The 26188-nt window shown below is 68.3% G+C and carries 25 protein-coding genes and 4 pseudogenes; 9 read left to right on the top strand and 20 right to left on the bottom strand.

Going from position 1 to position 26188, the window contains the following annotated elements:
* Window positions 1–51 precede the first annotated feature (51 nt).
* From ACH4FH_RS32845 to ACH4FH_RS32865, 5 genes are all read right to left on the bottom strand, one after another.
* Complete coding sequence (locus ACH4FH_RS32845; RefSeq protein ID WP_398559594.1) at window positions 52–1239, bottom strand: alpha/beta fold hydrolase; 1188 nt, start codon at window positions 1237–1239, stop codon at window positions 52–54.
* A gap of 508 nt (window positions 1240–1747) precedes the next feature.
* Window positions 1748–1951 (bottom strand): cold-shock protein, encoded by a 204-nt coding sequence (locus ACH4FH_RS32850; protein WP_398559646.1) that lies wholly within the window; start codon window positions 1949–1951, stop codon window positions 1748–1750.
* Window positions 1952–2165: 214 nt separating this feature from the next.
* The gene (locus tag ACH4FH_RS32855; protein ID WP_398559595.1) at window positions 2166–2741 is read right to left on the bottom strand and encodes a hypothetical protein; all 576 of its coding nucleotides are present in this window, start codon (window positions 2739–2741) and stop codon (window positions 2166–2168) included.
* Window positions 2742–3096: 355 nt separating this feature from the next.
* The gene (locus ACH4FH_RS32860) at window positions 3097–3654 is read right to left on the bottom strand and encodes a S1 RNA-binding domain-containing protein (RefSeq protein WP_398559596.1); all 558 of its coding nucleotides are present in this window, start codon (window positions 3652–3654) and stop codon (window positions 3097–3099) included.
* 295 nt (window positions 3655–3949) lie between these two features.
* Window positions 3950–5434, bottom strand: coding sequence for an oxidoreductase (locus ACH4FH_RS32865; RefSeq protein ID WP_398559597.1), 1485 nt, complete (start codon window positions 5432–5434; stop codon window positions 3950–3952).
* A gap of 6 nt (window positions 5435–5440) precedes the next feature.
* Between ACH4FH_RS32865 and ACH4FH_RS32870 the strand changes: the two are divergent.
* The 3 genes and pseudogenes from ACH4FH_RS32870 to ACH4FH_RS32880 all read left to right on the top strand — a co-directional run.
* A pseudogene (locus ACH4FH_RS32870) lies at window positions 5441–5572 on the top strand (IS5/IS1182 family transposase); the annotation flags it as partial.
* 443 nt (window positions 5573–6015) lie between these two features.
* Window positions 6016–6660 carry a helix-turn-helix domain-containing protein gene (locus ACH4FH_RS32875; RefSeq protein ID WP_398559598.1) on the top strand — a complete coding sequence of 215 codons (645 nt, stop codon included), beginning with the start codon at window positions 6016–6018 and terminating at the stop codon, window positions 6658–6660.
* Window positions 6661–6678: 18 nt separating this feature from the next.
* The gene (locus ACH4FH_RS32880; protein WP_398559599.1) at window positions 6679–6993 is read left to right on the top strand and encodes a transposase; all 315 of its coding nucleotides are present in this window, start codon (window positions 6679–6681) and stop codon (window positions 6991–6993) included.
* A 149-nt stretch (window positions 6994–7142) separates the two neighbouring features.
* Here the strand turns inward: ACH4FH_RS32880 and ACH4FH_RS32885 are convergent, their stop codons facing one another.
* Entirely contained in the window at window positions 7143–8336 is a 1194-nt protein-coding gene (locus ACH4FH_RS32885) for an MFS transporter (RefSeq protein ID WP_398559600.1), read from the bottom strand.
* 105 nt (window positions 8337–8441) lie between these two features.
* Here ACH4FH_RS32885 and ACH4FH_RS32890 point away from each other — a divergent pair, with 105 nt between their 5' ends.
* Entirely contained in the window at window positions 8442–9050 is a 609-nt protein-coding gene (locus tag ACH4FH_RS32890; RefSeq protein ID WP_398559601.1) for a TetR/AcrR family transcriptional regulator, read from the top strand.
* Window positions 9051–9663: 613 nt separating this feature from the next.
* On the opposite strand, the gene ACH4FH_RS32895 is transcribed toward ACH4FH_RS32890, so the two are convergent.
* Window positions 9664–10029, bottom strand: a complete 366-nt coding sequence (locus tag ACH4FH_RS32895) for a SpoIIE family protein phosphatase (RefSeq protein WP_398559647.1) — start codon at window positions 10027–10029, stop codon at window positions 9664–9666.
* A 56-nt stretch (window positions 10030–10085) separates the two neighbouring features.
* Between ACH4FH_RS32895 and ACH4FH_RS32900 the strand changes: the two genes are divergently transcribed.
* Window positions 10086–10376, top strand: coding sequence for a hypothetical protein (locus ACH4FH_RS32900; protein WP_398559602.1), 291 nt, complete (start codon window positions 10086–10088; stop codon window positions 10374–10376).
* Between the two features lie 59 nt (window positions 10377–10435).
* Here ACH4FH_RS32900 and ACH4FH_RS32905 read toward each other — a convergent pair whose 3' ends face one another.
* Complete coding sequence (locus ACH4FH_RS32905; protein ID WP_398559603.1) at window positions 10436–10993, bottom strand: DUF3291 domain-containing protein; 558 nt, start codon at window positions 10991–10993, stop codon at window positions 10436–10438.
* Window positions 10994–11471: 478 nt separating this feature from the next.
* On the opposite strand from ACH4FH_RS32905, the pseudogene ACH4FH_RS32910 reads away from it, so the two are divergent.
* Window positions 11472–11615: pseudogene (locus ACH4FH_RS32910) on the top strand (alpha/beta hydrolase fold domain-containing protein); the annotation flags it as partial.
* Between the two features lie 67 nt (window positions 11616–11682).
* Here the strand turns inward: ACH4FH_RS32910 and ACH4FH_RS32915 are convergent.
* The 6 genes and pseudogenes from ACH4FH_RS32915 to ACH4FH_RS32940 all read right to left on the bottom strand — a co-directional run bounded on the left by ACH4FH_RS32915 (window position 11683) and on the right by ACH4FH_RS32940 (window position 15746).
* Window positions 11683–12447 carry a YqjF family protein gene (locus ACH4FH_RS32915; RefSeq protein ID WP_398559604.1) on the bottom strand — a complete coding sequence of 255 codons (765 nt, stop codon included), beginning with the start codon at window positions 12445–12447 and terminating at the stop codon, window positions 11683–11685.
* A gap of 510 nt (window positions 12448–12957) precedes the next feature.
* Window positions 12958–13317, bottom strand: coding sequence for a UBP-type zinc finger domain-containing protein (locus ACH4FH_RS32920; RefSeq protein WP_398559605.1), 360 nt, complete (start codon window positions 13315–13317; stop codon window positions 12958–12960).
* Between the two features lie 35 nt (window positions 13318–13352).
* Window positions 13353–13826: a VOC family protein gene (locus tag ACH4FH_RS32925; RefSeq protein ID WP_398559606.1), complete on the bottom strand. Its 474-nt coding sequence runs from the start codon at window positions 13824–13826 to the stop codon at window positions 13353–13355.
* Window positions 13827–14315: 489 nt separating this feature from the next.
* Window positions 14316–14513, bottom strand: a pseudogene (locus tag ACH4FH_RS32930) (transposase); the annotation flags it as partial.
* A 232-nt stretch (window positions 14514–14745) separates the two neighbouring features.
* The gene (locus ACH4FH_RS32935) at window positions 14746–15174 is read right to left on the bottom strand and encodes a hypothetical protein (protein WP_398559607.1); all 429 of its coding nucleotides are present in this window, start codon (window positions 15172–15174) and stop codon (window positions 14746–14748) included.
* 167 nt (window positions 15175–15341) lie between these two features.
* Window positions 15342–15746 (bottom strand): hypothetical protein, encoded by a 405-nt coding sequence (locus ACH4FH_RS32940; RefSeq protein WP_398559608.1) that lies wholly within the window; start codon window positions 15744–15746, stop codon window positions 15342–15344.
* 148 nt (window positions 15747–15894) lie between these two features.
* Here ACH4FH_RS32940 and ACH4FH_RS32945 point away from each other — a divergent pair.
* Window positions 15895–16491 (top strand): annotated as a pseudogene (locus ACH4FH_RS32945) (transposase); the annotation flags it as partial.
* A 49-nt stretch (window positions 16492–16540) separates the two neighbouring features.
* Here the strand turns inward: ACH4FH_RS32945 and ACH4FH_RS32950 are convergent.
* The 4 genes from ACH4FH_RS32950 to ACH4FH_RS32965 all read right to left on the bottom strand — a co-directional run bounded on the left by ACH4FH_RS32950 (window position 16541) and on the right by ACH4FH_RS32965 (window position 21792).
* Window positions 16541–17026 (bottom strand): GNAT family N-acetyltransferase, encoded by a 486-nt coding sequence (locus ACH4FH_RS32950; RefSeq protein ID WP_398559609.1) that lies wholly within the window; start codon window positions 17024–17026, stop codon window positions 16541–16543.
* Window positions 17027–17648: 622 nt separating this feature from the next.
* Complete coding sequence (locus ACH4FH_RS32955; RefSeq protein ID WP_398559610.1) at window positions 17649–19016, bottom strand: MFS transporter; 1368 nt, start codon at window positions 19014–19016, stop codon at window positions 17649–17651.
* A gap of 41 nt (window positions 19017–19057) precedes the next feature.
* Window positions 19058–20713 carry an amidohydrolase gene (locus ACH4FH_RS32960; protein WP_398559611.1) on the bottom strand — a complete coding sequence of 552 codons (1656 nt, stop codon included), beginning with the start codon at window positions 20711–20713 and terminating at the stop codon, window positions 19058–19060.
* A 179-nt stretch (window positions 20714–20892) separates the two neighbouring features.
* A complete protein-coding gene (locus ACH4FH_RS32965) occupies window positions 20893–21792 on the bottom strand; it encodes an Lrp/AsnC family transcriptional regulator (protein ID WP_398559612.1) in 900 nt (299 codons plus the stop codon).
* A gap of 234 nt (window positions 21793–22026) precedes the next feature.
* Here ACH4FH_RS32965 and ACH4FH_RS32970 point away from each other — a divergent pair, with 234 nt between their 5' ends.
* Window positions 22027–23007 (top strand): C-terminal binding protein, encoded by a 981-nt coding sequence (locus tag ACH4FH_RS32970; RefSeq protein WP_398559613.1) that lies wholly within the window; start codon window positions 22027–22029, stop codon window positions 23005–23007.
* Window positions 23004–23780 carry a class II aldolase/adducin family protein gene (locus ACH4FH_RS32975; RefSeq protein WP_398559614.1) on the top strand — a complete coding sequence of 259 codons (777 nt, stop codon included), beginning with the start codon at window positions 23004–23006 and terminating at the stop codon, window positions 23778–23780. Before ACH4FH_RS32970 ends, ACH4FH_RS32975 begins: the two co-directional genes overlap by 4 nt.
* A gap of 117 nt (window positions 23781–23897) precedes the next feature.
* On the opposite strand, the gene ACH4FH_RS32980 is transcribed toward ACH4FH_RS32975, so the two are convergent.
* Both ACH4FH_RS32980 and ACH4FH_RS32985 read right to left on the bottom strand, forming a co-directional pair.
* The gene (locus ACH4FH_RS32980) at window positions 23898–25193 is read right to left on the bottom strand and encodes an MFS transporter (RefSeq protein WP_398559615.1); all 1296 of its coding nucleotides are present in this window, start codon (window positions 25191–25193) and stop codon (window positions 23898–23900) included.
* Window positions 25190–25729, bottom strand: a complete 540-nt coding sequence (locus ACH4FH_RS32985; RefSeq protein ID WP_398559616.1) for an ArsR/SmtB family transcription factor — start codon at window positions 25727–25729, stop codon at window positions 25190–25192. The genes ACH4FH_RS32980 and ACH4FH_RS32985 overlap by 4 nt, the downstream gene beginning before the upstream one ends.
* Window positions 25730–26188: the final 459 nt, after the last annotated feature.

The raw sequence follows: 26188 nt of genomic DNA on the forward strand, positions 1-26188 counted from the left end.
GCAAGGTCCGGGCGGTCGCCGCCCGGACCTGGGGCCAGGCCAGTGACCTGCTCAGCAGGTGCTCGGTGCGGCCTTGCCGGAGAAGCGGTCCGCGAGCCAGGGGATGCCCTCGGCGACCGCCCCCTCGGTGGCGGCGATGTGGGTGGGAATGTAGTTACTGGCGAACTTCACCGTCGCGCCCTGGCGGCACCAGTCGGCGGCCAGAGTCTTGCCGACCTGGTGAGGGATGACGTCATCCAGGACGCTGTGGGAGAGCAGGATGGGCAGTGCGGGCTTGCGCTTGCCGAGCTGCTGTTCCGCCACGATCGTGTTCCACGGAGCGCGCTTGAGCCGCTCCGTCAGCGGACGTCCGTCCACGGTCAGAAAACGGGATTGCAGGAACGGGTACTTGCCGATGGCCTGCGTGGTGCACTGGTTGTCCCGCAGGTCACTCGTCACCCGCTCCCCCCGGGAGTTCAGGTACGGGTCGATGTCGATGCCGTACCCGGCGGCGAGGCCGGAGAGGGCGTAGTTGAAGAACGCGGAGTAGGCGGAACCGTCAAGGCTGTCGGCCACCTTGTTCATATCCGCGGGGGGAGCGCCGACGACGGCGCCCTTGATCTTCAGTTCGGGCGCGTAGGTATGGGCGAGCTCGGCGGCGGACGCCGCCGCGCCGCCGCCCTGGGAGTAGCCGTACAGTGCGACCGGGCCGGCATCCGGGAGATCCGCGACGTCCAGGCGCTGGGCTGCTCGGATGGAGTCCAGGACGGCGCGGCCCTGCACCTCGCGGTTCATGTACGTGTGGACTCCGGGTGTGCCTAGTCCCTGATAGTCGGTCACCACGACGGCATAGCCCTGGTCGAGGAGCTTCTTGATGGGCAGCGCCTCGTACTCGGTGCCTTCGGCCATTTGGCGGGAGGGGGCGCACTTGTCCGCCAGTCCCTGGGTGCCGGGCGCGAAGGCGATGATCGGCCGTGGGCCGTGCTGGGGAGTCTTGGGGACCAGCACGGTGCCGGTGACCGCGATGGGCTTCCCCACACGGTCGGTCGTGCGGTACATGATCCGGTTGACGCTCGCCTTGACCTTGAAGGCCTTGAGGGGATCGAGGTAGAAGGCGCCTGGCTCCGCGCTCATCACCTCACCGTTGTCGGCGGCCGGCCTTGTCGGCAGTTCACGCAACGACTGCCGGTCGGCAGCTGCCGTGCCGGGATACAGGGTGAGGGGAAGAGCAGCGGTGATCGCGGCGAAGAGTGTTGCCACGGTACGCCTGCCCAGAGCACGACGACACAGCACGAGGGCTCCTCAGTCATGGGGGGAGGGAGAGATCCATTAGCTACCGGAAATGCGGTAGCCAAAAGAGGAGATCTGCTGAAATGTGACTCGAACGGGCTACGATCTGCGCCTGCGCCTGCGCCTGCGCCTGCGCCTGCGCCTGCGCCTGCGCCTGCACCTGCAACTCACGCGACGCCGCAGCGCTGGGCCGTGACGTTCGCGTGGGCGGGCGTGCACTGCTCAACTCGCCAACCGAAGCGTTCAGTCACAGAACCTGCTGTGCCCCTGCACTGGGCAGGGGCACATGTGCTTGGTGGCACAGGACAGCCGCCCTGGTCGAATGCGAGCGCTCCGAAAGACACTCGAATGAGTTCGACGCGCAACTGCAACCGAGAGCAGCAGTAGGCCCCGGAGACGCCGAAGGTGATGTTTTTGGCGAATCCGGGGCTGCGCTCTCCTCGACTGGTTCCTGGAGAGCGCAGATGCGAGGAAGGGGCTACAAGGGGCGGACCATTTCCGCTTGCGGACCCTTCTGTCCCTGGGTGACCTCGAACTCCACCCGCTGGTTCTCTTCCAAGCCTCTGTATCCGTTGGTCTGGATGGCTGAGAAGTGTACGAACGCGTCTGCGCCTCCATCGTCCTGGCTGATGAAGCCGTACCCCTTGTCGGCGTTGAACCACTTCACAGTGCCTGTTGCCATCGGCCCCAGCCCTTCGATCGGTGCCACGATGCGATCTTGACGCCCCGGCCGCAGCCCAATCAGCAGGCTCCGGAGCTTGATCATTTCCTCCCGCCGCACCAAAATCCACCATCCTCCCTGGACCTCACCCTTGGGGATGAACCTCACCGATTCACGGCTCTTCCCCTGGACTCCGGGCAGGACCCCGCGCCCCGACTGTGCGTGCCGGGGTGTGTCACCAGGTGTGCGCGACGTCCACGATCAGCTGGCCTCCGGACTGCAGCACGCGGAACGGCAACTTGGCGCGCACGCCCAGGCCGACCTGCGTCTGGCCCTCGAAGCTCGCCCCGAACTTGGTGTCCTTGAACGTCTTGTAGCCGGAGATGTTCACCCCCGGCAGCGGCTTGCCTGCCTTCCCGGCGTAGGTGAGCCGGCCGGACGCCGGGTCGTAGCTCGGCGTGGACACGTAGACCTGGAGGATGGCCCCGCCGCCGACCGGTATCCGCTCCCCGGACCCGTCCTGGTGGAAGGCGCCAACGTAACCGACGTGGTAGCCCGTCTTGTCCGGTCCGCTGCCGATGTCGAAGACCATGCGGTCAAAGCAGGGGTTCTGGCTGGTCGTGATGTTCTTCAGCGGCTTGGTGCTCTGGTTGGCGGCCGACTTGGTGCCGCTTCCCCAGGCGGTCGAGCAGGCCGTGGCCGGGGCGGCCTTGCCCACCGGACCGGTCGCTGCCTGGGCCACCCCGGCCCCGCCGACCAGCCCCACGCCCGCCAGGACGAGCGCCGTGGACGCCGTTCTCAACCGTCGCATGATGTACCTCCACAACAGGGTATGCGTACGACTCTTTTGCGTACGAGTACACGCGATAGGAGGGCAGGGGCGGCGAAGGCGTTGCCTTGCGGGGTGGCTTCTGGCCAACGGTCGTCGGAGTTGTCGTGAAAGGTGGGTAGCCCCGGCGAGGGGGCGGTTCGCCAACCGGCCGCGCATCGCGCACCAGGGCCCTGACGGTATGGCGAGCGTACGTCCCAGCGATGCTCCAGGTGCTGAACGAGGCCCACAGCGCGGGCACTCCGGCGTGCACAGCGGGCGTCAGGAAGTCGTCACCGGCCGGCTCCGGCTGTGAGGGGAGCGGAACGCCCCGGCGCCGTTAGCGACCGGGCCGGCATCACATTTCCTCTGGCCTGGAGAGGAACACCCTCCGATGCAGCGGCTCCACGTTCGTGACGACGACGGATATTTCGTCGCCGGGTTGGAAGGCTTCCGGCCGGCCGGCGGCAGGTCTGCCATGGACCTCTTTGAAGGGCACCAGCCCGACGATTCCGTCCCCGATGTCGACGAAGCCACCGAAGGAAAGCACCCTGACGACCGTCCCACGCAGCGCCTGCCCCACCACCGTCCGGTCGGCGAAGGCCTGGAAGGGGTCGGGCTGCAGTGCGCGCAGAGACAGCCTGGCCTCCGCGTTGTAGGTGTCGAACTGGAGGAACTCGCAGGAGACACCTTGTCCGACCTCGATGACATCGGTGGGAGAGTTGATGCGTCGCCAGGACAGTTCGGGGATCGAGATGAACCCGACGCCGGGCAGCGTGGGATGGTCAGGTCCGTCGTCCAGGTCCACGAAGACCCCGAACTGTTTGATCGCCGCGACGGTGCCGGACAGGATCTCGCCAGGGTGCAGCGACTCCAGGAACGCCCAGAGTTCTGGGCTCTCAGCCTGCCATTCCATGTCCGCCACCCTGGCACACAGCGTGGTATGCCGACGGTGCCCCAGTTGACCCCCATGCTCTTCCATCCGTCAGTGAACCGTTGGCATCCGTGTTCCCGGGTCAGCTGAGCTCGCCTGTTACCTGGTTGATTCGGCGCTTCGCTCGGCTGACGGCTGGACGGCCCGGCTCGGCTACTGAAGGGGCGATCTGACGAATGCGGAGTGCGTCCGGCCGGCGCGACATCCGCTGAGGACAACCTCCGAGATCATTCATCACTTATCACTTATCGCTGAGCGCGTGAACGCGTCGGGTCTGTCAGTTCCTGTTCAGGGTGCGGGATACCCCAGCGACAACGGCTGTGGTGAGGAGCCAGCCGACCGCGATCAGTAGGTACGAGAGCCACTGTGTCGCCCCAGTCCAATGCCATGCGCTGCGCTGGCCGAAGTCACCGATGGGGAAGAGCAAGTCGACGGTGTAGATGAAGGGGTTGAACGGGTCGCCCTCTCCGGCCTTCGTCTGAATCGGCGAGCGGGCGCTGAACACCAGGCTGCCGAGCAGGCAGAGCGCGGTCATCCACAAGGCGGCCAGCCAGGGCCGATAGCCGTACCCGACGGCGGCGTCGAGCAGGTATCCCCATACCCGTCCGGGCCGGTTCAGGGTGCGGCGGCGGTGGCGTTGCTTCTCCAGCAGCACCGTCCGGGCATCGTCGTCGTGGCCGGCCTGGCGGTAACAGGCGGCAAGCTGCTCGTACGGCTGCGGGGCATAGCCCGGGTTCCGGCGGATCCACGACAGGCGGTGGGCAACATCCTCCTGCAGGGGTGTCCTGCCGGAGCGGAGAGAGCCGTAGACGAAGCCATCCAGTCGTACCTCCTCCGGCCAGCTCTGCTCGCCGTCGTGCAGAACAGTTGCCCTGGCACCCTGCAGGTCCACCGCTCCCGTTGGCCTTGCGGCGAGGCTGAAGTCGAAGGTTCCCACCTGCATTCCGACGCCGAACAGCGCCGTGTCGCCATCGCGGAGGGTGGCTCCCTCAAGGGTCAGCAGATCCGATATCTGAGTACCCCGTAGCCGTAGAGTTCCCACCGCGCTGAAGCCTTCGGACATGTCCACCACCGTGGCAGTCACGTTGTCCGCAATCAGTGCCAGGCCGCCAGGGCTCTCCAGGCGTGCACCCTGCATGAACAGGCCACCGGACAATTGCGCGCCCGGCAGCCGCACCCCGCCGTGCGTGGTGAAGCCCTTCTGGCAGAAGATGCCGCCGCCCATGACCAGGCCACCCGCGAATACCGCCCATTGCCCGGACGCCGATATCCGCGCCTCGTTCAGGTCGAGCTCTCCAGCCACATGAGCGTTGATAAGGGAGAGACGGCCTGTTTCCATCACGGACTTGTTCAGGTCGAGATGGCCCTCGATGCGGGCCAGTCCGGCGTCCACGCCGGGGACCCAACTGCTCGTGATCCGGATTGTCCGCGTGGAGGCCGCGTAGAAGCTGACTGCCTGCTCCAACCGGCATTCCCTCAGCCAGAGCAGGTGGCTGATCTCCGCACCGGCCAGATCGAGGCGGCCAGTGATCCGTGCGCCTGCGAGCTGCAGGGAAGCGACAGTGCTCGACCGCTCCGTGTTGCGGCCCAGCAGGAGGGCAGCCACGACCTCGGCGCGGACTGTGCGCTCCGGCCCCCAATGCGCCCCTCTGGCGGGATCGTCGTCCTCAGGCGCCGCGGTCCGCAGATCCACCCACCGCCCTTCGGGGAAGGAATCCCACAACGCACGTTCTGCCGCTGTCAGTTCGTCGTAGATCAGCACCGCTACATGCTACGAGTGCAGTTCGGCAGGCTGCTCACCAAGCTACGGCACGACGGTGCGGATCCGGCCCGCAAGGGCCGACCCTGGGGGCTGCCGCTGGAGGACCGCATTCTGCTGACCGTCGCGTTCTGGCACACAGTCAGTGACTGCTGGCTCGGCGGATCTGGACTTCGATCGCATGGCGGGTACGGCGCGAGGGATCCGACGCTGGGAGTCCGCCCGGACCGAGCCAGCGTGACTGCTTCAGCGGCCGTTGCCGCGGCTCGGATGGGGGTCGATGGAATCAGTTGTCCGGTGCACCACTGCACTCCGGGCGCGTGCAGGGGTGGGAGTTCCTCCCGCGCTCCCTCCCGCTGCCGCTGGTCGCTGGCGGATCCGTCGGCCGCACGTCTGCCACATCGGGCCCACACCGCTGACGCTTTGACGAACGCTTCGCGTCGCGCCTTGTGACCGTGGTCCTTCGCTGTCCGGCCGGCCACCAACAGCTGACCTAGTGGCTCGTCTCGCAGCGTTGGGTGGGTAATCGACGTTCCGTCTGATGATCAGCAGACAGTCTCCAGGACTTGATCGTGGAGGTGATCGTGGGACGTCGACCGAGTGTGTTCATCCGTCCGGTCAGCATGGAGGAGGGCCGCCGCCTGCTGCGGATCAGCCGGACCGCGAAGGATCCGGTCCGGCTGCGGCGGGCGATCGTGGTGCTGATGTCCGTCCAGGGCCAGACGGTCAAGGAAATCACCTCGCTGATGCAGGTCGGTGAGGACTACGTCCGCGATGTCATCCACGCCTTCAACGAGCGAGGGTTCGACGCGCTGGAGCCAAAATGGAGCGGGGGACGCCCCAGGACGATCAGTGAGCGGGTGCGCGCGCACATCTGCCTGATCGCCCGGACGTCCCCCGCCGACTGGGGCCTGACCGGCTTTGCCACCTGGAGCTTGTCCAAGCTCGCCGACCACCTCGTCCAACGGCACGCGTCCGAAAATCAGCCGGGAGGCGATGCGCCGCATCCTGCGCTCCGGCAAGATCTCCTGCAGGCCACAACCACGTGGAAGGCCTCTACCGATCCGAACTTCATCGCCAAGATGCACCGGGTCTTGGCCCTGTACGACACCCCGCCGGCCGACGGCCGGGTGATATGCATCGACGAGTTCGGCCCTCTCAAACTTCAGCCAAGCAAGGGCAGGACCTGGCGTCCAGTAGGCAAGCCCCGTCGGCTGCGGGCCACTTGAAACCGGTACGGCGGCGTGATGTACATGCTTGCCGCCCTCGACCTGGCCACTGGCAAGACCTACTACAGGATCCGGCAGCGCAAACGCCGGCGAGAGTTCCTCGGCCTGCTCAAGACCCTTCGCTCCCGCTGGCCTGGGGAGAAGCTGTACGTCGTCCTGGACAACTTCTCCCCCCACAAGCACGCCGAGGTCCTCAGCTGGGCCGCTGCCAACGACGTCGAGCTGGTCTTCCTGCCGACCTACGGATCCTGGCTGAGATGGATCGAATCGGATTTCGCGGCTCTGCGCTACTTCGCCCTCAACGGCACCGACCACCGCACCCACGAGGAGTAGAACGCCGCCATCGCCGCCTACATGCGCCGGCGCAACGCCCGCGCCGAGCCCAAGACCACTTCGCCCCCGACTCGCCAATCCGCCAGTGGACCGCATACCCGTCCAAGGCTGCATGACAAGCCGCGAGGAGTGGTCCGGTCAGTTCTCGATCAACGCCCTGCGGGGAATGCTGCGCGCCGGCCGAATCCGACCATGACGAGCGCCATGAGTGTGAGAGCGATCATCCCGGCTGGAAGAACCGGTGCGCCCACGCCATCGACGACCACAGCCCCCACAGCACCACCGGCAAAGATCGCCACGTTGAACGATGTCGTCAGCATCGCGTTCGCCGCATCGGCGTTCTCGCCCGCGGCCTCCCCCAGGGCCGTCTGCAGCTGCGTCGCCGAGCCGCCGAACGCGAGGCCCCACAGGACGATCGCGAGCAGCACGAGCACAGTGGACTGCTGCGCGGCGGCAAGAAGTCCCCCGGCGACGATGAACAGGATCACACTCGCCAGGGTGAGCCTGCGAAGCGCGCGGTCGATGAACACGCCGGTGATCCAGATACCTCCGAGCGCAGCGACGCCGAAGACGAGAAGCGTGACGTCGGGCCGGAGGGCGAGACGCATCTGCTGCAGATAGGAAGCGATGTAGGTGTAGAGCAGGTTGTGCGCGAGCATCCAGACGAATACGACGGCGAGGATGGTCGCCACGCCGGGAAGGCCCAGCACTCGGCTGAGCGGAGCGCGCGTCTGCGCCGACTGCCCCGGGGCGTCGGGCACGAGGAACTTCGCGAAGACCATGACGATGACGCTGAGCAGTGACATCGCGGCGAAGGACCAGCGCCACCCGACCGTCGAGCCCAGCCAGGCGCCAAGTGGTGTTCCGACGCCGAGTGCGACCGGGGTTCCGGTCATGGCGATGGCAAGGGCACGCCCGGCGTGCTCAGGTGCGGCGATACGCCGGGCGTATCCGGCGAGCATGCCCCACAGCAGCCCGGAGAAGGCTCCCCCGACGAACCGGGCGACAAGAGCGACGGTGAACGAAGGTGATACCGCGGTGACGACGTTCGCGACAAGGAACCCGAGCAGGCCCGCAAGGAGGAGCGGCTTCCGCCGTGCCCCGCGCGTCAGCGCGATCGCGGGTATCGCCGAGAGGACCGTTCCGATCGCGTAGGCGCTCACGAGCTGGCCGGCGCCGCCTTCGGAGACGTCGAGTCCGGCAGCGAGCTGCGGGAGCAGCCCCGCCGGCAGTGTCTCGGTCATGATCACGATGAATCCGGTACACGCCATCACCACCAGTGCCGGAACGGGGAACGACTTGTGCGCTCGCTCGCGGACCGGCGTGGGGCACGTTGTGGTCATCGGTCGGACTCCTCCACTAGTTATGGATTGACTGATCCGATATTGATAGACGGGTCTTACGGGTGTCAAACTGGATCAGTCAGTCCGCAATAGAGGAGGTTCGCCGTGTCCCCTGTCGGCCGTCCCCGCATCTTCGACATGGAGGCCGTCCTGGAGGCCGCGATGCTGCTGTTCTGGGAACAGGGCTATGAAGCGACATCGCTGGCCCAGCTCCGCGAGACCACGGGGCTGTCCTCCGCGAGCCTCTACGGCGCCTTCGGCTCGAAGGAGGGGCTGTTCGAGAAGGCCGTTGAGCACTACATCGCCGGACCGGGCAGCGTCACCGATGTCGTGGCCGACGAGGCGGAAAGTCCCCGCGAGGGCATCGCCCGGCTCCTCCACGGGTCGATCAACATGCAGACCGACACATCCCACCCTCGCGGATGCCTCGTCGCCCTCTCGGGGACGGTCCGGGCACCGGGAGCAGGCGAGGCCGGAGCGCGAAAGGTCGTAGCGGCGCGCCGCGCAGCGGACCGAGCACGCATCAGGGCGTGCATCGTACGCGGCATCGCCGCAGGAGAACTCGCCGAAGACACCGACGTGGACGGCGTCACGTCCATGATCCACGGCTTCTTGCTCGGCATTTCGACACAGGTATGTGACGGCACATCAGCACGGCACCTGCACGCCGCCGCCGACGCCGTGCTCGCGAACTGGGACACACAGGGACGCTGACGCTCACGCGCACCACACGTCGACATCGGTCCACGCACAGCCCCCGGAACCGCACGACTTCAGGCGACATGAATCGCGTGCACAGCCGGCGGCGCACCTGGCCGCCCTGGCCTGCCGACTGCCGGGCAACCGGTCGATTACCCGGCCAACGATGCGAGCCGAGCACCTAGTACGCCGAACCCGAACCCCCTCCGTGTGCCCAATGCTTGACCTCCCCCGTAGCCGGAGGATGCGGTCTCCCGCCCGCCGCTCCCGGCGGGGGCAAGACTCTGGGACTGTGCCTGGGTTGCCGTTATCAGCCTGCGGGCGCGAGGCCGGTAGGGCGCGGGTGGTGGTGAGATGGTCAAAGACCCTTGGTAGGGGTGGGTGCTTGAGCGCTGGGGGCCACAGACGTAGGTGCCACAGGACCTGTGGCCAGGCTGTCTGCGCCTGTGGGCGCGTCTGGTTGACGCCCACGGCGTTGGCCGGCGCGGCTGCAAAACGCCGGGCCCCGGGGGTGCTGCCACTCCAGCCCCGAGGCGGTGAGAGCGGCGCCATGCGACAGGCGCTTCGTCGTGACGCCGAACCGGCTGAGCGACACGTCGCGCGGCGCCTTGTGAAGGCTTGAGCCTGCTCAGTCAGCGTGGTCGGGCGAGCTGATGTCGACGATCTTCTTTAGCTGGTGGCCGGGGTCGAGTTTGGGCGAGCGTTGGATTGCCACCGCAGTCGCGTCATCGTTCAACTGCCCTCCGACATGGGCCAGGAGGTCGGCGCGGATGTGATGCAGCAGTGCCTCAGGACCGCTGCTGGTCGATGGGGCCACCCGCTCGGCGAGCGGATAGAAGGCGCCGTCGGGCGAGCGGGCCTCGATGATGCCGTCGGTGTAGAGCAGGAGCGTGTCAGCGTCCTCGAAAGTGAATGCCTGCCCGTCGCCTTCGCGCTGACCGGGGCCAAGGTCGACGAACGCGAGCGCTGCTGGACCTCCTCGCGGCCGAACCAGACCTCCCGCACGACCGTCCCGGCCAGACGCTGATCCGCGACAAGAACTACTTCGGCGTGGCCTTCGAAGGTGAACTCAGCTCGCGGGGCACCCAGTTGCTGCGGCCGAAGCGCAAAGGCGAACAGGAGAGGCCGGGCGTAGATCTCTTCAAGCATCTGCGGCAGTTCATCGAGTCGATCAACGAGACCTTCAAGGTCAGCTCGACCTCGAACTACCACCGCGGACGCACACCCAACGGCGTCATCGCCCGCGTCATGCAGCGCATCCTCGCCCTGACCGCGGCGATATGGCACAACGACCACGCCGGACAAGACGTCCTACGCTCGCAGACCGCGTTCGATCACTGATGTTCGCCGCCATTCAATCGAGGCGGTTGACAGCGAACCCAGTCGTTCAGGCTTCCTTGTCAGCGAACCTGGTCGCTCTGCGGCCCGATGCCTTTGATCCTGGTCGGAGTTCCCTCCGGGGCGAACGAGTGGTGGAAGGTGAAGGCGTGCGGTGCGGAGCCGTGGGCGTGGAGGCGTTCCAGCCTGGAAACCCCGTCCTGCCAGGTGGGTATCACGCCGTCGGAGACCCACCAGAACACGTAAGCCGGGTGTCCTGTCCTCTCGAACCAGTCGTAACGCCTGTTCAGCGCCTCTCGGTGCAGACCGGTGTAGATGGCGTCGAAGGCGGGGCGCAGGTCGGTCCAGAGTGAGAGGGACGCGGCCAGGGCGGTGGTTTCCACCGTATGGCCCTTGCCGTACCAAGCCGGTACAGCGAACTCTCCCCATGCACCCCAGTCCGCCTCGAAGAGCGCGCCCCGGTCACCGTCTGCCGCCTCAGCATGAGCAACGTATCCGGGGTGCTGACTGATCTCCCGGTAGACGGCCTCACCAATGTCGTAGAACTCGCGCGTGAGAGGTGCGGGATCGGCGAGAGGTGACTTCAGGACGCCGAATGTGTACAGAGCAAGATGGGGCATGCGTCTCTCCCTGGTTGGGGGTGCCTGGTGGGGACCTGGGTCGGTGGCTTACGCATGGGGGCGAGGATTCGTGGGGCGTGACCAACCCATCCCGACACGGGTGGCTCAGCCTGAGGGAACTCCTGCGCGACCGTGGGCGATCGCCGAAGACCAGGTGAAGGTAGCGGCCTCTGCGGGCCATGTCGAAGTTGCGTTTTCCCTGTGCAAGTGGCCTCTTGCACCGGTCATTGCGGGGGCTGGGGCGGTGGCGCTGCCCGTCGCTAAAGTCCGCATCGGCCCAGCAACTGCGGAGGAGCAGCATCGACAGCTCCGCTGAAGCTGGTGTGCCGGGCGACGCCGGCGGCATCGACTGGGTTGGACGACGCAGTGACTGGGTTCGCTGTCAAAGGACAACTGACCCCTTGGAATAGATCATCTAGGCCTTTGTTGGAAGCCTGCATCAGTCGGCGGGCTTCAACTCACCCAGTGCGTCACCGAGTCCAAGGGGCTGAATGCAGAGCGCATGGTGGTGGCCGTGGAATCGGTTTGCGGGAACATGACCGCCGCACTCGCCCTCATGGCCAAGGAGCGCGGTAACGTCAAGTTCGTACAGCAGTCGATGTACTACCCGGTCACGGATGCGCGCTGAGAGGCGTCGAAGATCGGGCCATCAAGCTCTCGGCTAGCGCCCGGCCGCCGCCTGCGGGGGCTCAGGGGGTGGGCAGGCCGCCCGGGCGGGCAGGGCGGCCGAAGCGGACCGGCACGCCGGGGGAGTACAGCACGCTCACCGGCGGTCCGACCGGCGACGGCAGCCCGGCGGCGGTCACCAACTCATCTTCGCAGTGCAGGAGTTCGGCCCGGTGCAGTGGCCAGCGCGGGTGGGTGTTGGGCAGATACACCGGCCGGCCGAAGAAGGCGTGGTGCATCCCCCAGCGGGCGGTCAGGAAGTGTTCGAGGGCAGTCGGTTCCTCGATCCGCTCGCCGACCCGCACCTCGATCCGACAGCGCACCCCGCGCGGCCCCGGCCAGCGTCGGCTGCTGGTGTAGCTGACGGTGTCCGCGTCGCGGTGGATCGCCATCCTGGCCCACATGTAGGGCAGCCGGCAGGCGCTGCGGGCGAAGGCCACCGGTAGCAGCCGCGATGCCTCCAGAGAGCGGAACACCACGCCGCGTCGGCCGTGCCGGTCCACCGAGTAGAGCCGCACGTTGGTCTCTGGAAAGGTGCCGAGGTACGGGATACCCGGCATTCTGAACCAGCCCACCCGGTACATCCGGAACGCCACCAGGCCGACGTAGGTGAGCCCGTCGTGGGTGTCCGGCACGGTCCCGGCCGGCAGCAGCGGCGCCACGTCCGCAGGGTCGGCGGCCCAGTGCAGGAACGACAGGTCGAGCCAGGACTGGGTGAGCAGCGTGTCCGGCACCTCACGCACCGGATCGGGCGCTATCGGCTCTGCAGGGTCAGCGGCGAGCGACATCGCATCAGCGTCGCACACTCTTACCGCCGCCCGCCCGGGCCCCCCGGGCGGCCCGTCGTAGCGCATGCCGCACCGCTCCCACACCCACGCGCGGTACCCCCTCGGCTGTGCGCCCGGAGGCGTGCACCGTCACTGCGTGCTCCGGCAGCTTCACCGCGCGGCGCACGCAGGCTGATGCTCGTCCGGGTCCGTGACCTCCTCCGCCGGGCAGGACAGAACCGCAGAACCCGGGACGAGGGCCGGGACCTCGGTGGTAGAGCTGACTGACCGACAACTTCAAGTGAGACAGCCCATGCGAACGCTCATAAGCGACAACGTCAGCTGAGACTCCACAGAAGTCCCGTCGCAGCCATCCCTGCATCAGCCCACGTCACAGCCTCGACCATCGACAAGATCAAATGAGACGGGACAACTTGGCCCAGAGCTGCCATTGGCGGCCAGGAAGACCAGCCAGAGCATCCCCATCCGACGGCAGCGGGGAAGGCCGGCCAGAGGTTCAGAATCAGCTTCTCAGTGGAGCTGCCGCTCCCAGTCCCCAGGGACCTTGTCCCAGGGGCCCGGAGTGGACTGCGAGGCCGGGTGGGCGGTGGGCGGGGCCAGCTCCGGCCCCTCGTAGTACTGATCGGTCTCGATGTTCCAGAACCAGTCCTCACCCGGTTCGAAGCTGGTCAGCAGGGGGTGTCCGGTCTGGCGCGCGTGCTTCGTGCCATGCTGCGCGGGCGAGGAGTCGCAGCATCCGATGTGCCCGCAGGCGGCGCAGCGCCGTAGGTGGAACCACCACCCCGGTCCGTCCCCCGCCGAGCACTCCACGCACCCGGTTCCGCTGGGCGTCGCGGTCGGATCGAGACCAGGGATCTGGTGGTGTGCCATGAAGGATGCCTCTCTCGTGAGACGCCGTTCAGTGGTCAGGTTTTGGTGTCGGTGCGCGCCAGGATGCCCTTCAGCAGGCCCGTGGACTGTCCGACCTCGATGAGGTAGCCGTCCGGGTCCCGCATGTAGCAGCGCAGCTCGGCGCGCCGGTCGATGGGTGGGGTGAGGAACTCCGCTCCCTTGGCCCTGGCCGCCGCGTAGAACCCGTGGATGTTCGCCACCCGTACGTTCAAGAAGCTGGAGACGGTGTGGGGGTCCTCCGGTGTGCGAAGGACGACGTCGGGTTTGTCGTCGGTGGGCCCGCCGCCGGGGTTCATGATGATCCAGCTGTTGGCGACCTTGATGATGCAGGGGTTCTCGTCCAGCACCACCTGCCCACCCAGCACATCGGCGTAGAACGCCCGCGAGCTGGGGACGTCACCGACTGTGAGGAAGTGCGTGAGCAGCAGGCCCTCGGCCGGTGCGGGAAGGTCCTCGGCTGACGCGCCTGCGGAGATGAAATCGGACATATGTCGAGCGTATGGCGCGGGCGGCCGCCCGGCATCCCCACCCGGCAGAGCCCGTCAACCGTCGTCCGGCCCGCGACCGGGGCCGTTCTGCAGAGCCCGCCGCGGGCGGACGGGGACACCGGCCCGGTGGCCTTAGAAGTTCTTTCTGAACCTCTGGCCGGCCTTCCCCGCTGCCGTCGGATGGGGAGGCTCTGGCTGGTCTTCCTGGCCGCCAATGGCAGCTCTGGGCCACTTGTTCCGGAGGAACTTGCTCCCTGCCTCAGCGGCCCCAAGAGCCCCATGCGATCCGTTCGCATTCCCGTCCGGTGACCGTACAGCGAACGGATCCGTTGTCCGCCCCTCCCGGCTGTGTGAGCTCTGACCCGGCCGTACCGGGTTCAGAAGCGACTTCTGAGCTTGTTCTTTTTCATGGTCTGAGAGCCGCCTTGGAAGCGCGTGACGAGGTCCGACCAGACGCTGAGTAGGGTTGTGGCCATGGCCAAGGGAATGGGGCGGTGGCCCCAGGCCGGGGCGGTTGGGTTTCGGCGCACGGGCCGGGCAGCGCAAGTTCGGGCGGAGGTTTCTGAACCCCCGGCGGACTCGGACGGGAGTGAGCCTGCCGGGCTCGGCCGGCTTCTCCCAGGGTCGGCGAAGGTCGACCGCGAGGGGCCGGGCGAGGCGGAGTTGGGTGTGGGCCGCGATGCGAAGACGTTCGCTGACTGCCCCCGCCGGCACGCCTCCGAATCCCACTGCCCGGCAGCGACTTCTGGCTCCTGGACGAACGCGTGGTTCGGTTCAACCTGTTCACCGGGCTCGGCGAATAGGTGGGCAATGAACGCACCGACGATCCGGCCGCGGCTGCATTGTGCGCCGATTCGTTCGAGACAGTGTGGGAGCGCGCCATCACCCACGAGAAGTACACCGGCGCTCCTCGGCCATGTCACGGCGTCGGGGACTCGGCTGTGTCCGGCGTGGCCGTTTTCTGTCTGGTACTCATGCGGATGCGGTCCATGAGGGCGGTCAATGGAGGAGGCTCGAACGTCGCTCGGTCGCCTTCCGCGAGTTCGTGGACGAGGGCGCTGAGCCCGGCGCACCCGAAGGTGCGGTGGGCGTAGTCGATCGCGGCCAGCACCAAGCCCTGACAGGCGGTCATGTTTTCTGTGGCAACGCCGCTGAGGGCGCTGCGGGTGAGGTCGTCGTCCAGGGCGAGCCGGCCGCAGTCGCAGAACCCCATCGGCTGGACCAGGTCGATGGCTTCCTCCTCGGGGAGGAAGCCGGCGATTGCGTCGACCGGCACGAAGCCGAAGTCGATCGTGACCTGGAACGCCTGACGACATTTGGCCGGGTGGGCGGCGAACTCGCCGGTCATCTCCGTCTCTCCGGCAACGGCGCGGCGGAGCGATTGGAAGGACCGGCCACAGGGCGTCCAGCTCCCCCGCGGGCAGGGGCAGCGGATACATCTTGGACGCTAGGGCAGTCCGTAAAAAACAACGCTCGCCGCCCGGCGCCGTGGACGCCGGGCGGCGAGGATGATGGTTAACAGCCGGTGTTGTGAAGACCCGGCGTCTCGAAGTTGCCCTGATCCGCAACTGACAGGAGACCGTAGATGGTGCTGCAGCCCAGGTTCTGGTTCTTGAACTTGTACGTCTTCGTGTCTCCCTTCTTGACCGTGTACGCGTTGCTGACGTGCTTCGTGCTGCCCTTCCGGTAACCGAACTTCACGGTCACCGGGGAGCCACCGGTCTTCCCGTACACAAGGTTTACGGTGCGGCCGCCGTCGATGATGCCCACGCAGAGCGTCCCGTTGGAGAGCGAGGTGCAGGAGGGGCCCGCGTTGCGGACCGCAGCGGCCGACCCGGCGGCTGAAGCCGGAGCCGCCAGGCCCGCGGCGGTGAGGAGGGAGGCGGTGAGTATGACGCCGGCCCGAGTGTGGTTGCGCATGGGGAGAGTCCTCTTCCTGCAGGTCACTGTGTTGATCACCAGCTAGGTTACCCATGCGTAAATGAGAGCAACAAGGCGGATAGGCCCTGAAAAATCGGACTCACATCTTCCGAATGAGTCGTGAGATTCAGACGCGCCCCCACGAGGGCTGCTCCCGCGCTCGCCGCGACTGCGAGGGTTCGACGAGTTCGGTCCGCTCGGGATCCGGTCCACCGGTCCGGGCTGGGCCGAGCAAGGGCGCCCCGACCGATTGCCGGCCACCTACCACCGCACCCATGGAGTCCGGCACTTCCACGGCTGTCACTCGGTCGGCGACGACACGCTGTGGGGCGTGAACCGCCGCAGGAAGGGGGCCGTGAACACGTTGGCCGCGTTGAAGTCGATCCGCGCCGCCCGGCCCGACGGCGCTCCGATCTACGTGATCCTTGACGACCTGTCCGCGCACAGGGCGCCGACATCCGACGCTGGGTGAGGAAGAACCGAGTCGAGCAGTGCTTCACCCCAACCTACGCGTCCTGGGCCAATCCGATCGAAGCCCACTTCGGGCCGCTGCGGCAGTTCACCATCGCCAACTCCCACCACCACAACCACACGGTTCAGCCCCGAGCCCTGCACGCTTACCTGCGCTGGCGCAACGCCAACGCCCGGCACCGAGACGCCCTGGCCGCCGAACACCGCGAACGCGCCCGCATCCGCCGTGAAGGGCATCCGCTGGGGCGGACGCCCCCTCGCCGCCGCGGCCTGACCACCGGGCACACCACGGTCAGCTCAGCGTTGTGCCACCAGCCTTCCCGTCAAGCGGGTGGAACCGGGCGTGCAGGGACTTCAAAGACGAGTTCACGACCGTCCTCCTCGTCCCACTGCTCTCCGACCTCGACGAAGCCGAAGCCCGAGATGGTGGCCAGGGATGCCACGTTGTCAGGGGCGATCGTCGCCCGCACGGTCGTAACTGCGGGTTCGGTGGCGGCCCGGCGCAGCAACTCGGCCAGCGTGGATCGGGCGTATCCGCGGCGACGGAAGTCGGGAGCGATGGCGTAACCGATCTCAACCATGCCGACTCCATCAGGCGGTCCGTGGAATCCGGCATGTCCGAGGACGAGACCCCCGCCGCCGACGACTGCTTGCCGCACCATCCACCGCGCATGGCCCGGATCAGCGGCCATCTGGTCGAGCCGGAACCTCCACAGCCACTGCGCCCTTTCGGTCACGAAGTACTCGGTCAGCGAAACCCCGGCTGCTCTGCTGGCCTTGGACAGGTCTCCATCAAGCAAGGCGGACATCGCCCCACCTGACAGTTCGACGAAACGGACGTGTCTCGGGCTCCGGGTGAAGGGTCTTTGTTGCTCGTCTTCATCTGTCACCGGCGGATGCTCGCCGACCAACCCGAAGGATGTCCAACGATTTTGAAGCAGTCCTGCAGCAGAGATCCCGACGTCTGCCCTCACCACACTCGGCGAACCAACGCGGTCACAGCACCAGCTCCAGCCCAGCGCACCCGATGACCCCCGACCCCGCGGCAGCCCCGGCACCCGCCCGGCCGCCACGGGAAGCCCGTCTACCTGCGCGAACGATTCATGGCACTTGCGGCCGTAAGAGAAGACGGGCTCTAGTGGACCCGTAGGGACACGCGGCGGACGGAAGGCCCCGGAAGGATCAGGAAGTGGGTGGACCTAGTCGAAGGGTCGGTAGGGCCCTGACCTGCGGTTTTCGGAAGATCGAGGCAAGATCGGGTAGGGGTCGGAAGAACCGAAACAGACTCGCCGATCTGTTGACGCCCAGTTCGCCTTGTACGCCCCCGCGCGCCGCTCACGGCAAAGGCGGCGCCCCGGCGGGCCAACTCCCTGTCGGCTAACCCGCGGGGGGGGCGCCCCCCCCGCGGGGTAGCCGTAGCAGCACTCGTTGCTACGAAGTGGTCGACACTGCCTTTTGTGGCGCCGGGCTCCCGGTTCGTCCGTCGGACGCCTGCGCTGAGCCGATGCGGTGGAGGTGGGCCGTGCACACAATGCCGATCGCGGAGATGAGCATCAGGCCGACGGCCGACGGCCAGTAGTGACCGCCCGTGGCAGCCGTGAGCGAGACCGCGGCGAGCGGGGCGAGGCCACCGAAGATCATGTTGCAGACCTGGTAGGAGAGGGAGATGCCGGTGTAACGGACGTGCGGTGCGAACCCCTCGACGAGGATCGACGCGATCGGCCCGTACAGCGCGGACATCACCAGGCGCATGGCCAGCATCATCAGCCAGATGAGGAAGACGCTGCCGGTGCCCAGCACCATGAACTGTGGCAGGGCCAGGACGATGACGCCCGCGAGCCCGGCGATGACGACCTTGTGCGATCCCACGCGGTCGGCGAGCCACGACAGCCAGGGGGTGACGGCGAGTTCGAGGAACGCCGCCAGGGTGAGGCCGTTGAGCAGCATCGACTCCGACAGATGGAGGTCGCCGGTGCCGTACGAGAGCAGGAAGCTGGTCACGACGTAGTAGCCGCCGGTCGCGGTGGCCAGGGCGAAGACGCCGATGAGGACCGTGCGCCAGGCTTTCTGGAAGACCTCGACGACGGGCAGTTTGATCACCCCGCCGTCTGTAGCCTGCTGCTCCTTGCGTACCTCTTCCATGACCGGGGACTCCTCCAGTTTGACCCGGACAACCAGGCCCACGATCACGAGCACGGCGGAGGCCAGGAACGGCACGCGCCAGCCCCAGCTCATGAAGGCGTCGTGACCGAAGAGGTTCATCAGGCTGAAGGCGCCGGTCGACAGCAACGCGCCGACCGAGGAGCCGAGTTGGGCGAACGAGCCGAAGAAGGCGGCCCTGCCCCGCGGGGCGTTCTCGACGGCGATCAGCACCGCGCCGCCCCACTCCCCGCCGATCGCGATGCCCTGGACCAGGCGCAGCACGATCAGCAGGATCGGGGCGAGCGCGCCGACCTGGGCGTAGGTAGGCAGCAGACCGATGGCGAACGAGGCGGCGCCCATCATCACCAAGGTGATGACTAGAGTCTTCTTGCGCCCGACACGGTCACCGATGTGCCCGAAGATGATGCCCCCGAGTGGGCGCAGCAGAAAGCCCACGGCGAAGGTCGCGAAGGCGGAAAAGGTCCTGAGGTACGGCGACATGCCCGGTGGGAAGAACACGTCGTTGAAGACGATCGCCGCGGCAGTGGCGAACGCGTAGAAGTCGTACCACTCGATGGAGGTGCCTGCCAGCGCCGCGGAGGCGGCTCTGTACGGGCTCCGCCTGGTGGCGGGCTGAGGGGAAGAGGAGGGGGACACGGGGCCTCCGGGGGCGGAAGGGGAGGGGCGAGGGTCGGTGGTCAGCGGCCGGGTGCTGCCCAGGCGCGGGTGCCGCCGATCCAGGTTTCGCGTACGGCGATGGAGGAGAGCTCGGCCGGGTCGGCGGTGAGCGGGTCGTCGGCCAGGACGACGAAGTCGGCGAGCATGCCGGGGGCCAGGGCGCCGACGGCGTGTTCGCGGTGCAGGGCGCGGGCGGCCGAGGCGGTGTGTGCCTGCAGCCCGTCCGCCACCGGCATCCGCAGGGAGGCGTCGCCGAGGACGGTGCCGAGCACGGTGCGCCGGGTCGCGGCGGCGGAGACGGCCTCCAGTGGGGCGGGCGGGGCGACGGGTGCGTCCGAGCTGAAGACGACGGGGACGCCGGCGGCAAGGCAGCTGCCGGCCGGGTTGTAACGGTGACCGAGGTCGCCCACGGCGGTGAGGGTGCCGTCGCCGGTGCGCAGGTGGTGCTGGGGCTGCATGACCGGGATGACGCCCAACCGGCCCATGCGGGCGATCTGTTCGTCGGTGGGGAGGCCGGAGTGCTCGATGCGATGGCGGATCCCGGGGCGTTCCCGGTCGGCCTGGGCCTTCTCGACGGCATCGAGGACCATGCCGATGGCGTACGGGGACTGGGCGTGGGTGGCGGTCTGCAGCCCGGCGTGGTGGGCACGGCCGACGAGCTCGGCGTACTCCTCGGCTGAGTGGTAGAGCTGCCCGTGGTGGCAGCAGTCGGCGGCGTACCCGTCGGGGAAGTACGCGGTCCAGCCACCGAGGGTGCCGTCGGCGTAGAACTTGATGCCCTGCACGCGGAACAGGTCGTCGCCGAAGCCGTGCACGACGCCCAGTTCGAGGGCGGTGTCCAGGAGCGCGGAGGTGAGGTAGGCGGAGACGCGCAGGCGCAGTGAACCGTCCGCGCGGGCGCGCAGGTACGTTTCCATCTCGCGGCGGGAGGCCTGGGCGTCGCCGACGGTGGTGACTCCGGCGGCGAGGAAGACCTCCTGGGCGCGCTGGAGATGGTCGGCCATGACGGCGTCGGGCTCGGAGAGATGGAAGTTCGGGCCGTGGTTGCCGATCTTCACGCCGCCAGGCCCCGTGAGCAGGTCGCATGCGGCGTCCCAGAGCCGGCCGTCCGGCTCGCCGGAGGCGGAGCGGCCGATGCTGCCGCCCTCGGGGGAGGGGGTGCCCGCGGTGATGCCGCAGGTGCGCAGGGCATGGGAGTTGACGACGCCGCCGTGGCCGGAGGCGTTCATCACGTACACCTCGCGGTCGGTGGCGACGCGGTCGAGGTCGTGGCAGGTGGGGTGACGCTGCTCGGCGAGGCGGCGGTGCTCGTAACCGAAGCCGCGCACCGGTACCCCGGCGGGCAGTTCGCGGGCCGCTTCGGTGAGGACCGAGACGAGCGTCTCGATGTCCGGTACGCGCTCGGGGCGGCAGTCGACCCAGGCGAGTGCCTGCCCGTACATCACGGGGTGGCAGTGGGCGTCGACGAAGCCGGGGTGGACGAGGCCGCCGTCGAGTTCGAGGGTGTCGTCGGCCCGGCCGCCGAGTGCGGCGCGGGCGTCGTCCGTGGTCCCGATGTGGACGACCCGGCCGCTGCGGACGGCCAGTGCCTCGGCTCGTTCGGTGGTCCCGGGGGTGGCGACGGCGGCGCCGGTCACCAGGAGCGCGCGGCCGGCGTCGTCGAGGGGTTGGTGCATGAGAGGGGCCTGCTTTCGACCTGGACGTCCATGAGGGAGCCGTGCCTACGGAGAGCCCGTGACGGCTGATTCGTTCGCATGGACGATATGCAGCAGACGATGTCTTGCCTAGACCCCAGGCTTGCGAATGTTTCGGAAAGTCGCGTGGGCTTTGACTTACGTATCGTCTGGCGTGGCGCTCAGGGGGTGGGGGTGGTGAGGTCGTACCGCTCCTTGACCAGCTCCAGGTGGACCCAGCTCTCCACGCTGCGCACGCCCGCGCATGCCCGCATTTCCTCCAGTGTGTCGCGCACCGCCGCGAGGGACTCCGCGCTGATCGTTCCGACGAGTTCCGCGCGCCCCATGCAGGCGGACAGGAAGGAGACCCGGTCCCACTTGCCGATGCGCCGCGCGACGTTGTCCCGCTCGCCGTCCAGGCGTACGGCGAATCCGCACAGGAAGCCCAGCCCCAGCAGTTCCGGGCGGACCAGGGCGAGCACCTTGGCGACGCCGCCGTCGAGGAGGCGCAGGGTGCGTGCGCGGGCGGCCCCGGGTGAGATCCCCACGCGTTCGGCGAGTTCAGCGAAGGGGAGCCGCCCGTCGTGCTCCAGTTCGTTGAGAATCAGCCGGTCCGTCGCGTCCGGTTCCGACATATCGGGCCGGCCTGCCGGTAGGTACGGATCCTTCAGGTGCCGGAGGGAGATCAGCGGGTCCACCGCGTCAACGCCCTTCAGTGACCTGATCGATTCGATGGCCCGGTCCAGCTCCGGCAGCCCCGCGGTGCGCAGCTCCGCCATGAGCGCGTGACTGCCCGCGGTGAGGGTGACGAAAGGCGCCTGCGGCATGGCGGCGACCGCGCGGGCCACCGGTTCGGCCGGTCCGCTCACACCGATCGACAGATGGGCCGAAGCGGTCAGGCCCCGTACGGCGGGATGCACGACGGCCACCACGCGGACGCCGCCTCCGGCGAGCAGCCGCTGTACGCGGGTGCGGGTCGCGGGGCGGGAGAGTCCGACGCGTCGGGCCAGCGTCTCGTACGTCAGGCGGCCGTCCGACTGCAGTTCGCGGACGACGGTCAGATCGGTCGGGTCCAGATCCACCTGGCGTTTCCCCTCGGCTCGGTTGTCCGGGCGCGGGCGCGCCCGAGGCAGGGCCCATTCTCGACCACCGGAACGCCGGGGCTCTGGGATGCGGACGGGATGGGCGCATCACTGTCGTACGTATCGCCGCCTCTGGACAATTTTACCGGATGAAACGTAAGTTCAGAGCGGCCCGTACGGTCGAATCGTTATTTCGCTGCCATTGAAGGTCTTGAGGAGCTCGAGGAGGATGGGATGAGTCGTCCCATGGTGGTGTTCACGGACCCCGAGGAACTCGACGTGGGCCCGGGGGTTCGGTTGCTGACCGAGGCGGGATTCGCCACCCGGGTCGTGGGCAGTCGCGACCCGGACGCGATCGCTGCGGCCGCACGTGACGCGGTGGCACTGATCGTGGGCTACGCCCCGGTGGATGCCGCGCTGCTCGACCGCCTCCCCGGCGTGCGGATGCTGGCCACCATGTCCGCGGGATACGACATGATCGACACCGCGCACGCGCGTCGGCTCGGTGTGTGGGTGAGCAACCTCCCGCAGGCCGCGACCGAGGACGTCGCCGTACACGCGCTCGCCTCCGCACTCGGGCTCGTACGCGCCCTTCCTCAGGCCGACGCCACCGTGCGCGGCGGCGGCTGGAACGCGGAGTTCGCCGAACTTCCGCGCAGGGCCGGTGAGCTGACGCTCGGTCTCATGGGGTTCGGGCGCATCGCGAGGGCCCTGGCCAGGATCGCGGGCCCCGTCTTCGGCCGCGTCGCCGCCTACGACCCGCACGCCGCGGCGGCCGGGTGGCCGTCCGACGTCGAGCGGATGGGCAGGGACGAGCTGGTCGCCACCTGTGACGTCCTCTCGCTGCACACCCCGCTGACCGAGCAGACCCGCGGCATGGTCGATACGGAGCTACTCTCCCGTATGCGGCCGGGGGGCTACCTGGTGAACATCGCCCGCGGTGAACTCGTCGAAGCCGCCGCGCTGTTGACCGCACTGGACGGCGGTCGACTCCGGGCGGCGGCCCTGGACGTGTTCCCGGTCGAGCCTCCCGCGCCGGATGACCCATTGCGCACCCACCCGCGCATTCTGCTCTCCCCGCACAGCGCGTACCTGTCCGATACCTCCCAGCGGGCCTACGTGTGCGCGCCCGCCGAGAACGTCATCGCCTGGCACCGGACCGGACGCCCGCTGACCCCTGTGGTCCAACCGACACCCGAAGGAGCCTCCTCATGACCGAAATGCCGGCCGCCCCCGACGCGGACCGGGAGGAAGAGACCCGGCTGCGCCGCGAACTCGCCGCCGTCTACCGGCTCGTGGCGCACTTCCGGATGACGGACCTGATATTCACCCACATCTCACTGCGACTCCCGGGGCCCGACCACCACTTCCTGATCAACCCCTACGGCCTCCTCTTCGAGGAGATCACCGCTTCGAACCTGGTCAAGATCGACCTGTCCGGCAATCCCGTCGAACCCACGCCCCACCCCGTCAACCCCGCGGGCTTCGTCATCCACAGCGCGATCCACGCCGCGCGCGCGGACGCCCACTGCGTCCTGCACACCCACACCCGGGCCGGCTGCGCGGTCGCCGCCCAGCGCGACGGGCTGCTGCCGCTGAACCAGATGTCGATGGAGTTCTACGACCGCGTCGGCTACCACGATTACGAGGGCGTGGCCCTCAACCTCGACGAGCAGAAGCGCCTGGTCGACGACATCGGCAACCACCCGGCGCTGATCCTGCGCAACCACGGTCTGCTGACGGTGGGCGAGAGCGCGGCCCAGGCATTCCTGCGCATGTACTACCTGGAGAAGGCCTGCGAGATCCAGGTCACCGCCCAGGCCGGCGGCGGACCGCTGACCGTGCCGCCGGCCGAGACGTGCGAGTACACGGCCCGGCAGCTCGCGGGCGACGCGGACGCGGACCTTCAGGACGATGTCGCCTACGACCTGGCATGGGCGGCCATGCTGCGTCTGCTGAACCGGGTGGCTCCGGACTACCGGGACTGATCTGTCGGGCCATGGGGCCGGCAGTCGGGGCCGGGGCCGGGGCCAGCGACTCTCGAGAACTCCTCGCCCCGCCGGGGGGCTGGCACCCGACTTGTTGTGACGCCTCCACGGCAGGCGTCACAACAAGTCGGGTGCACTCTTCTGGGCGGGGTCGTTGAATGCCGGGTGATCTGGGCCGCCGGCCGGGGCGGCGACACGCAGCGCCGCTTCGACCCGGCGGTTGCTGGTCATGGATGCCGTGACGGCCGTCATCGCCAGGAGGAGCACGGCGGCGGCGTAGAGCGGGGTGCGGATGTCGTAGGTGGTGGCAAGCCAGCCGCCGAGGAAGGCCCCGATGGGGGCCGCGCACATGGCCAGCATGCGGGAGGTGGAGGCGACCCGGCCCATCAGGTGGGCCGGGACGATCGCCTGCCGGAGGGAGGGCCCGAGCACCATCGTGGCGCCCATGCCGGCCCCGCAGACGGCGAGCGCCAGCCCGGCCACGTACGGGTTCGGGGCAGCGGCAAGGCCCAGGATGGCGAGCCCTTCGACGGCGGCTGTGCAGGTCAGTGCGGTGCCGGTGCCGAGTCGTCGGCCAAGGTAGGAGGCGATGCCTGCACCGAGCAGGCCGCCGGTGGCCTCGGCTGTGAGGAGCAGGCCGAAGCCGTAGGTGTCGATGCCGAGGCCGTCGTGCGCGAAGAGGGCAAGGACGGTCTCCACGGCGAGGAAGGCGACGTTCCCGACCGCCGGGCGGAGCGCGAGTCCGAGCAGTAACCGGTCCCGGAAGACGTACGAGGCCCCGGCCCGCGCCTGCCGAAGCAGCGACTCGCGGACCTCCGGCACGGGCCGGGGCATGGCGGGCAGCGTACGTACGAGCAGTGCGGAGAGCATGAACGACACCGCGTCGGCGAGCAGCGGAACCGCTCGCCCGAGCGCGAGCAGCGCACTGCCCGCAGGCGGCCCCGCGAAGCCGGACATGGCGGTCTGGGCGCCGCGCAAGCGGGAGTTGGCGCGCTCCAGGAGTGCGGGGTCGCGGCGGAGCAGATCCGGAAGATAGGCCGTGGCGGCCGTGTCGAAGAAGAGTCCGCCGAGGCCGAGCAGGAAGGCGACGGCCGCGAGCAGCGGAATGCTCAGCACGTCGAGCACGGCCGCCGCCGCGGGTATCGCGAGCAGCACCGCGCGCGCCGCGTCCGCGACCCACATCGTGCGCCGGCGGTCCCAGCGGTCCACCAGCGCACCGCCGAGCACCCCGAAGAGCAGCCACGGCAGCGTCCCGGCGGCCGTGACGACGGCGAGCGCCATCGGATCCCGCGTCAACGCCAAGGCGAGCAGCGGCAGCGCGGCATGCGACACCCCGTCACCGAGCGAGGAGATCGTCTGCGCGGTCCACAGTCGTCCGAACCCGGCCGGCAACTTCTGAACATCTGAGGTCACTTGGCGCCTCTCTCGGTCTGCTCGGGCTGTGCCGGGTGGAACAGGGCGAAGACGAGTGACGCGTCCGGCAGCGATGGATCGGACAGCTCCCGGTACTCGTCCGCCAGTGCCTGCAGCCGTGCCCCCAGCTGCGCGAACTGCTCCTCGGTGAGCCGCAGATGCGCCATCCGTACGTGCCGCTCGCCATTCACCGGCGACGCCTCCAGATCCGCCACCGCATGGCGCATCAGTACATCCGGCCCTCCCTCGCCCGGGTCCGGCAGCGCGATCGACCGCGCGGCCATCGCGTAGTACCGCTCGGTGACACCCCGCACCTTTCGTGTCCGTACCACCTTCACCAAGCCGGCCCGCTCCAGCAGCCGTACGTGATAGCTGGAACTCCCCTTCGCAAGGCCCACCCGCTCGGCGATCTGCGTGATCGTCGCGGGCTCGAAGCGGAGCGCGGCCATGATCCGGTGGCGCGTGAGATTGGAGACGGCCCGCAGCTGCTCGTCAGTGGTGACGTGAAACGTCTCGGGAAGATCATCGGTAGGCATGCGAGAAATGGTCAACGATTCTTGACCATTGAGCAAGGGGATTTCGGGGGGACGGCCAGAATCTGCCGTCCGGCGCGCGCGGAGTCGATGTACATGGAGTGGCGGCGCGCCTGCACCGCGACGGGATCCGCCGTGCGCAGCAGGGAGGTCTTCCCCCGCAACGCCACTGCGCGGGCGTGCCGGTGGCGCGTCCCCTTTGACGCGACCGGGGCTGACGGAGGTTCGCCGCGGGCGCCGGCCGCGTGTTGATGTACCCGCACGATCGTGGAGTCCACCGGGACGTCTCAAGCGACCCGCCGCCCTCGTCGTCCGCGGCCTGGACCTGCTGGAGCAGCCCCTCCCACCTCCCGTCCGCCGACCGCAACCGGCGACGTTCGTAGACCGACCGTCTTCCATGGACGACCGAAACGCTCGGGCAGATCACACCACTGCGCATCGGTCCGCACCCAGTGGGCCGGC

Origin of the sequence: Streptomyces sp. NPDC017993 (genome assembly GCF_044328065.1) — a bacterium.
Lineage (GTDB): Bacteria > Actinomycetota > Actinomycetes > Streptomycetales > Streptomycetaceae > Streptomyces.

Excerpts from the sequence above, each read along its gene's own strand:
- ACH4FH_RS32905 (WP_398559603.1), bottom strand. The coding sequence starts at position 10,993 with ATGCCCCATCTTGCTCTGTACACATTCGGCGTCCTGAAGTCACCTCTC.
- ACH4FH_RS32985 (WP_398559616.1), bottom strand. The coding sequence starts at position 25,729 with ATGCCTACCGATGATCTTCCCGAGACGTTTCACGTCACCACTGACGAG.
- ACH4FH_RS32850 (WP_398559646.1), bottom strand. The coding sequence starts at position 1,951 with ATGGCAACAGGCACTGTGAAGTGGTTCAACGCCGACAAGGGGTACGGC.
- ACH4FH_RS32970 (WP_398559613.1), top strand. The coding sequence starts at position 22,027 with ATGAGTCGTCCCATGGTGGTGTTCACGGACCCCGAGGAACTCGACGTG.
- ACH4FH_RS32915 (WP_398559604.1), bottom strand. The coding sequence starts at position 12,447 with ATGTCGCTCGCCGCTGACCCTGCAGAGCCGATAGCGCCCGATCCGGTG.
- ACH4FH_RS32975 (WP_398559614.1), top strand. The coding sequence starts at position 23,004 with ATGACCGAAATGCCGGCCGCCCCCGACGCGGACCGGGAGGAAGAGACC.
- ACH4FH_RS32855 (WP_398559595.1), bottom strand. The coding sequence starts at position 2,741 with ATGCGACGGTTGAGAACGGCGTCCACGGCGCTCGTCCTGGCGGGCGTG.
- ACH4FH_RS32935 (WP_398559607.1), bottom strand. The coding sequence starts at position 15,174 with ATGACCGGCGAGTTCGCCGCCCACCCGGCCAAATGTCGTCAGGCGTTC.
- ACH4FH_RS32880 (WP_398559599.1), top strand. The coding sequence starts at position 6,679 with ATGTACATGCTTGCCGCCCTCGACCTGGCCACTGGCAAGACCTACTAC.
- ACH4FH_RS32860 (WP_398559596.1), bottom strand. The coding sequence starts at position 3,654 with ATGGAATGGCAGGCTGAGAGCCCAGAACTCTGGGCGTTCCTGGAGTCG.
- ACH4FH_RS32940 (WP_398559608.1), bottom strand. The coding sequence starts at position 15,746 with ATGCGCAACCACACTCGGGCCGGCGTCATACTCACCGCCTCCCTCCTC.
- ACH4FH_RS32885 (WP_398559600.1), bottom strand. The coding sequence starts at position 8,336 with ATGACCACAACGTGCCCCACGCCGGTCCGCGAGCGAGCGCACAAGTCG.
- ACH4FH_RS32950 (WP_398559609.1), bottom strand. The coding sequence starts at position 17,026 with ATGTCCGCCTTGCTTGATGGAGACCTGTCCAAGGCCAGCAGAGCAGCC.
- ACH4FH_RS32920 (WP_398559605.1), bottom strand. The coding sequence starts at position 13,317 with ATGGCACACCACCAGATCCCTGGTCTCGATCCGACCGCGACGCCCAGC.
- ACH4FH_RS32960 (WP_398559611.1), bottom strand. The coding sequence starts at position 20,713 with ATGCACCAACCCCTCGACGACGCCGGCCGCGCGCTCCTGGTGACCGGC.
- ACH4FH_RS32925 (WP_398559606.1), bottom strand. The coding sequence starts at position 13,826 with ATGTCCGATTTCATCTCCGCAGGCGCGTCAGCCGAGGACCTTCCCGCA.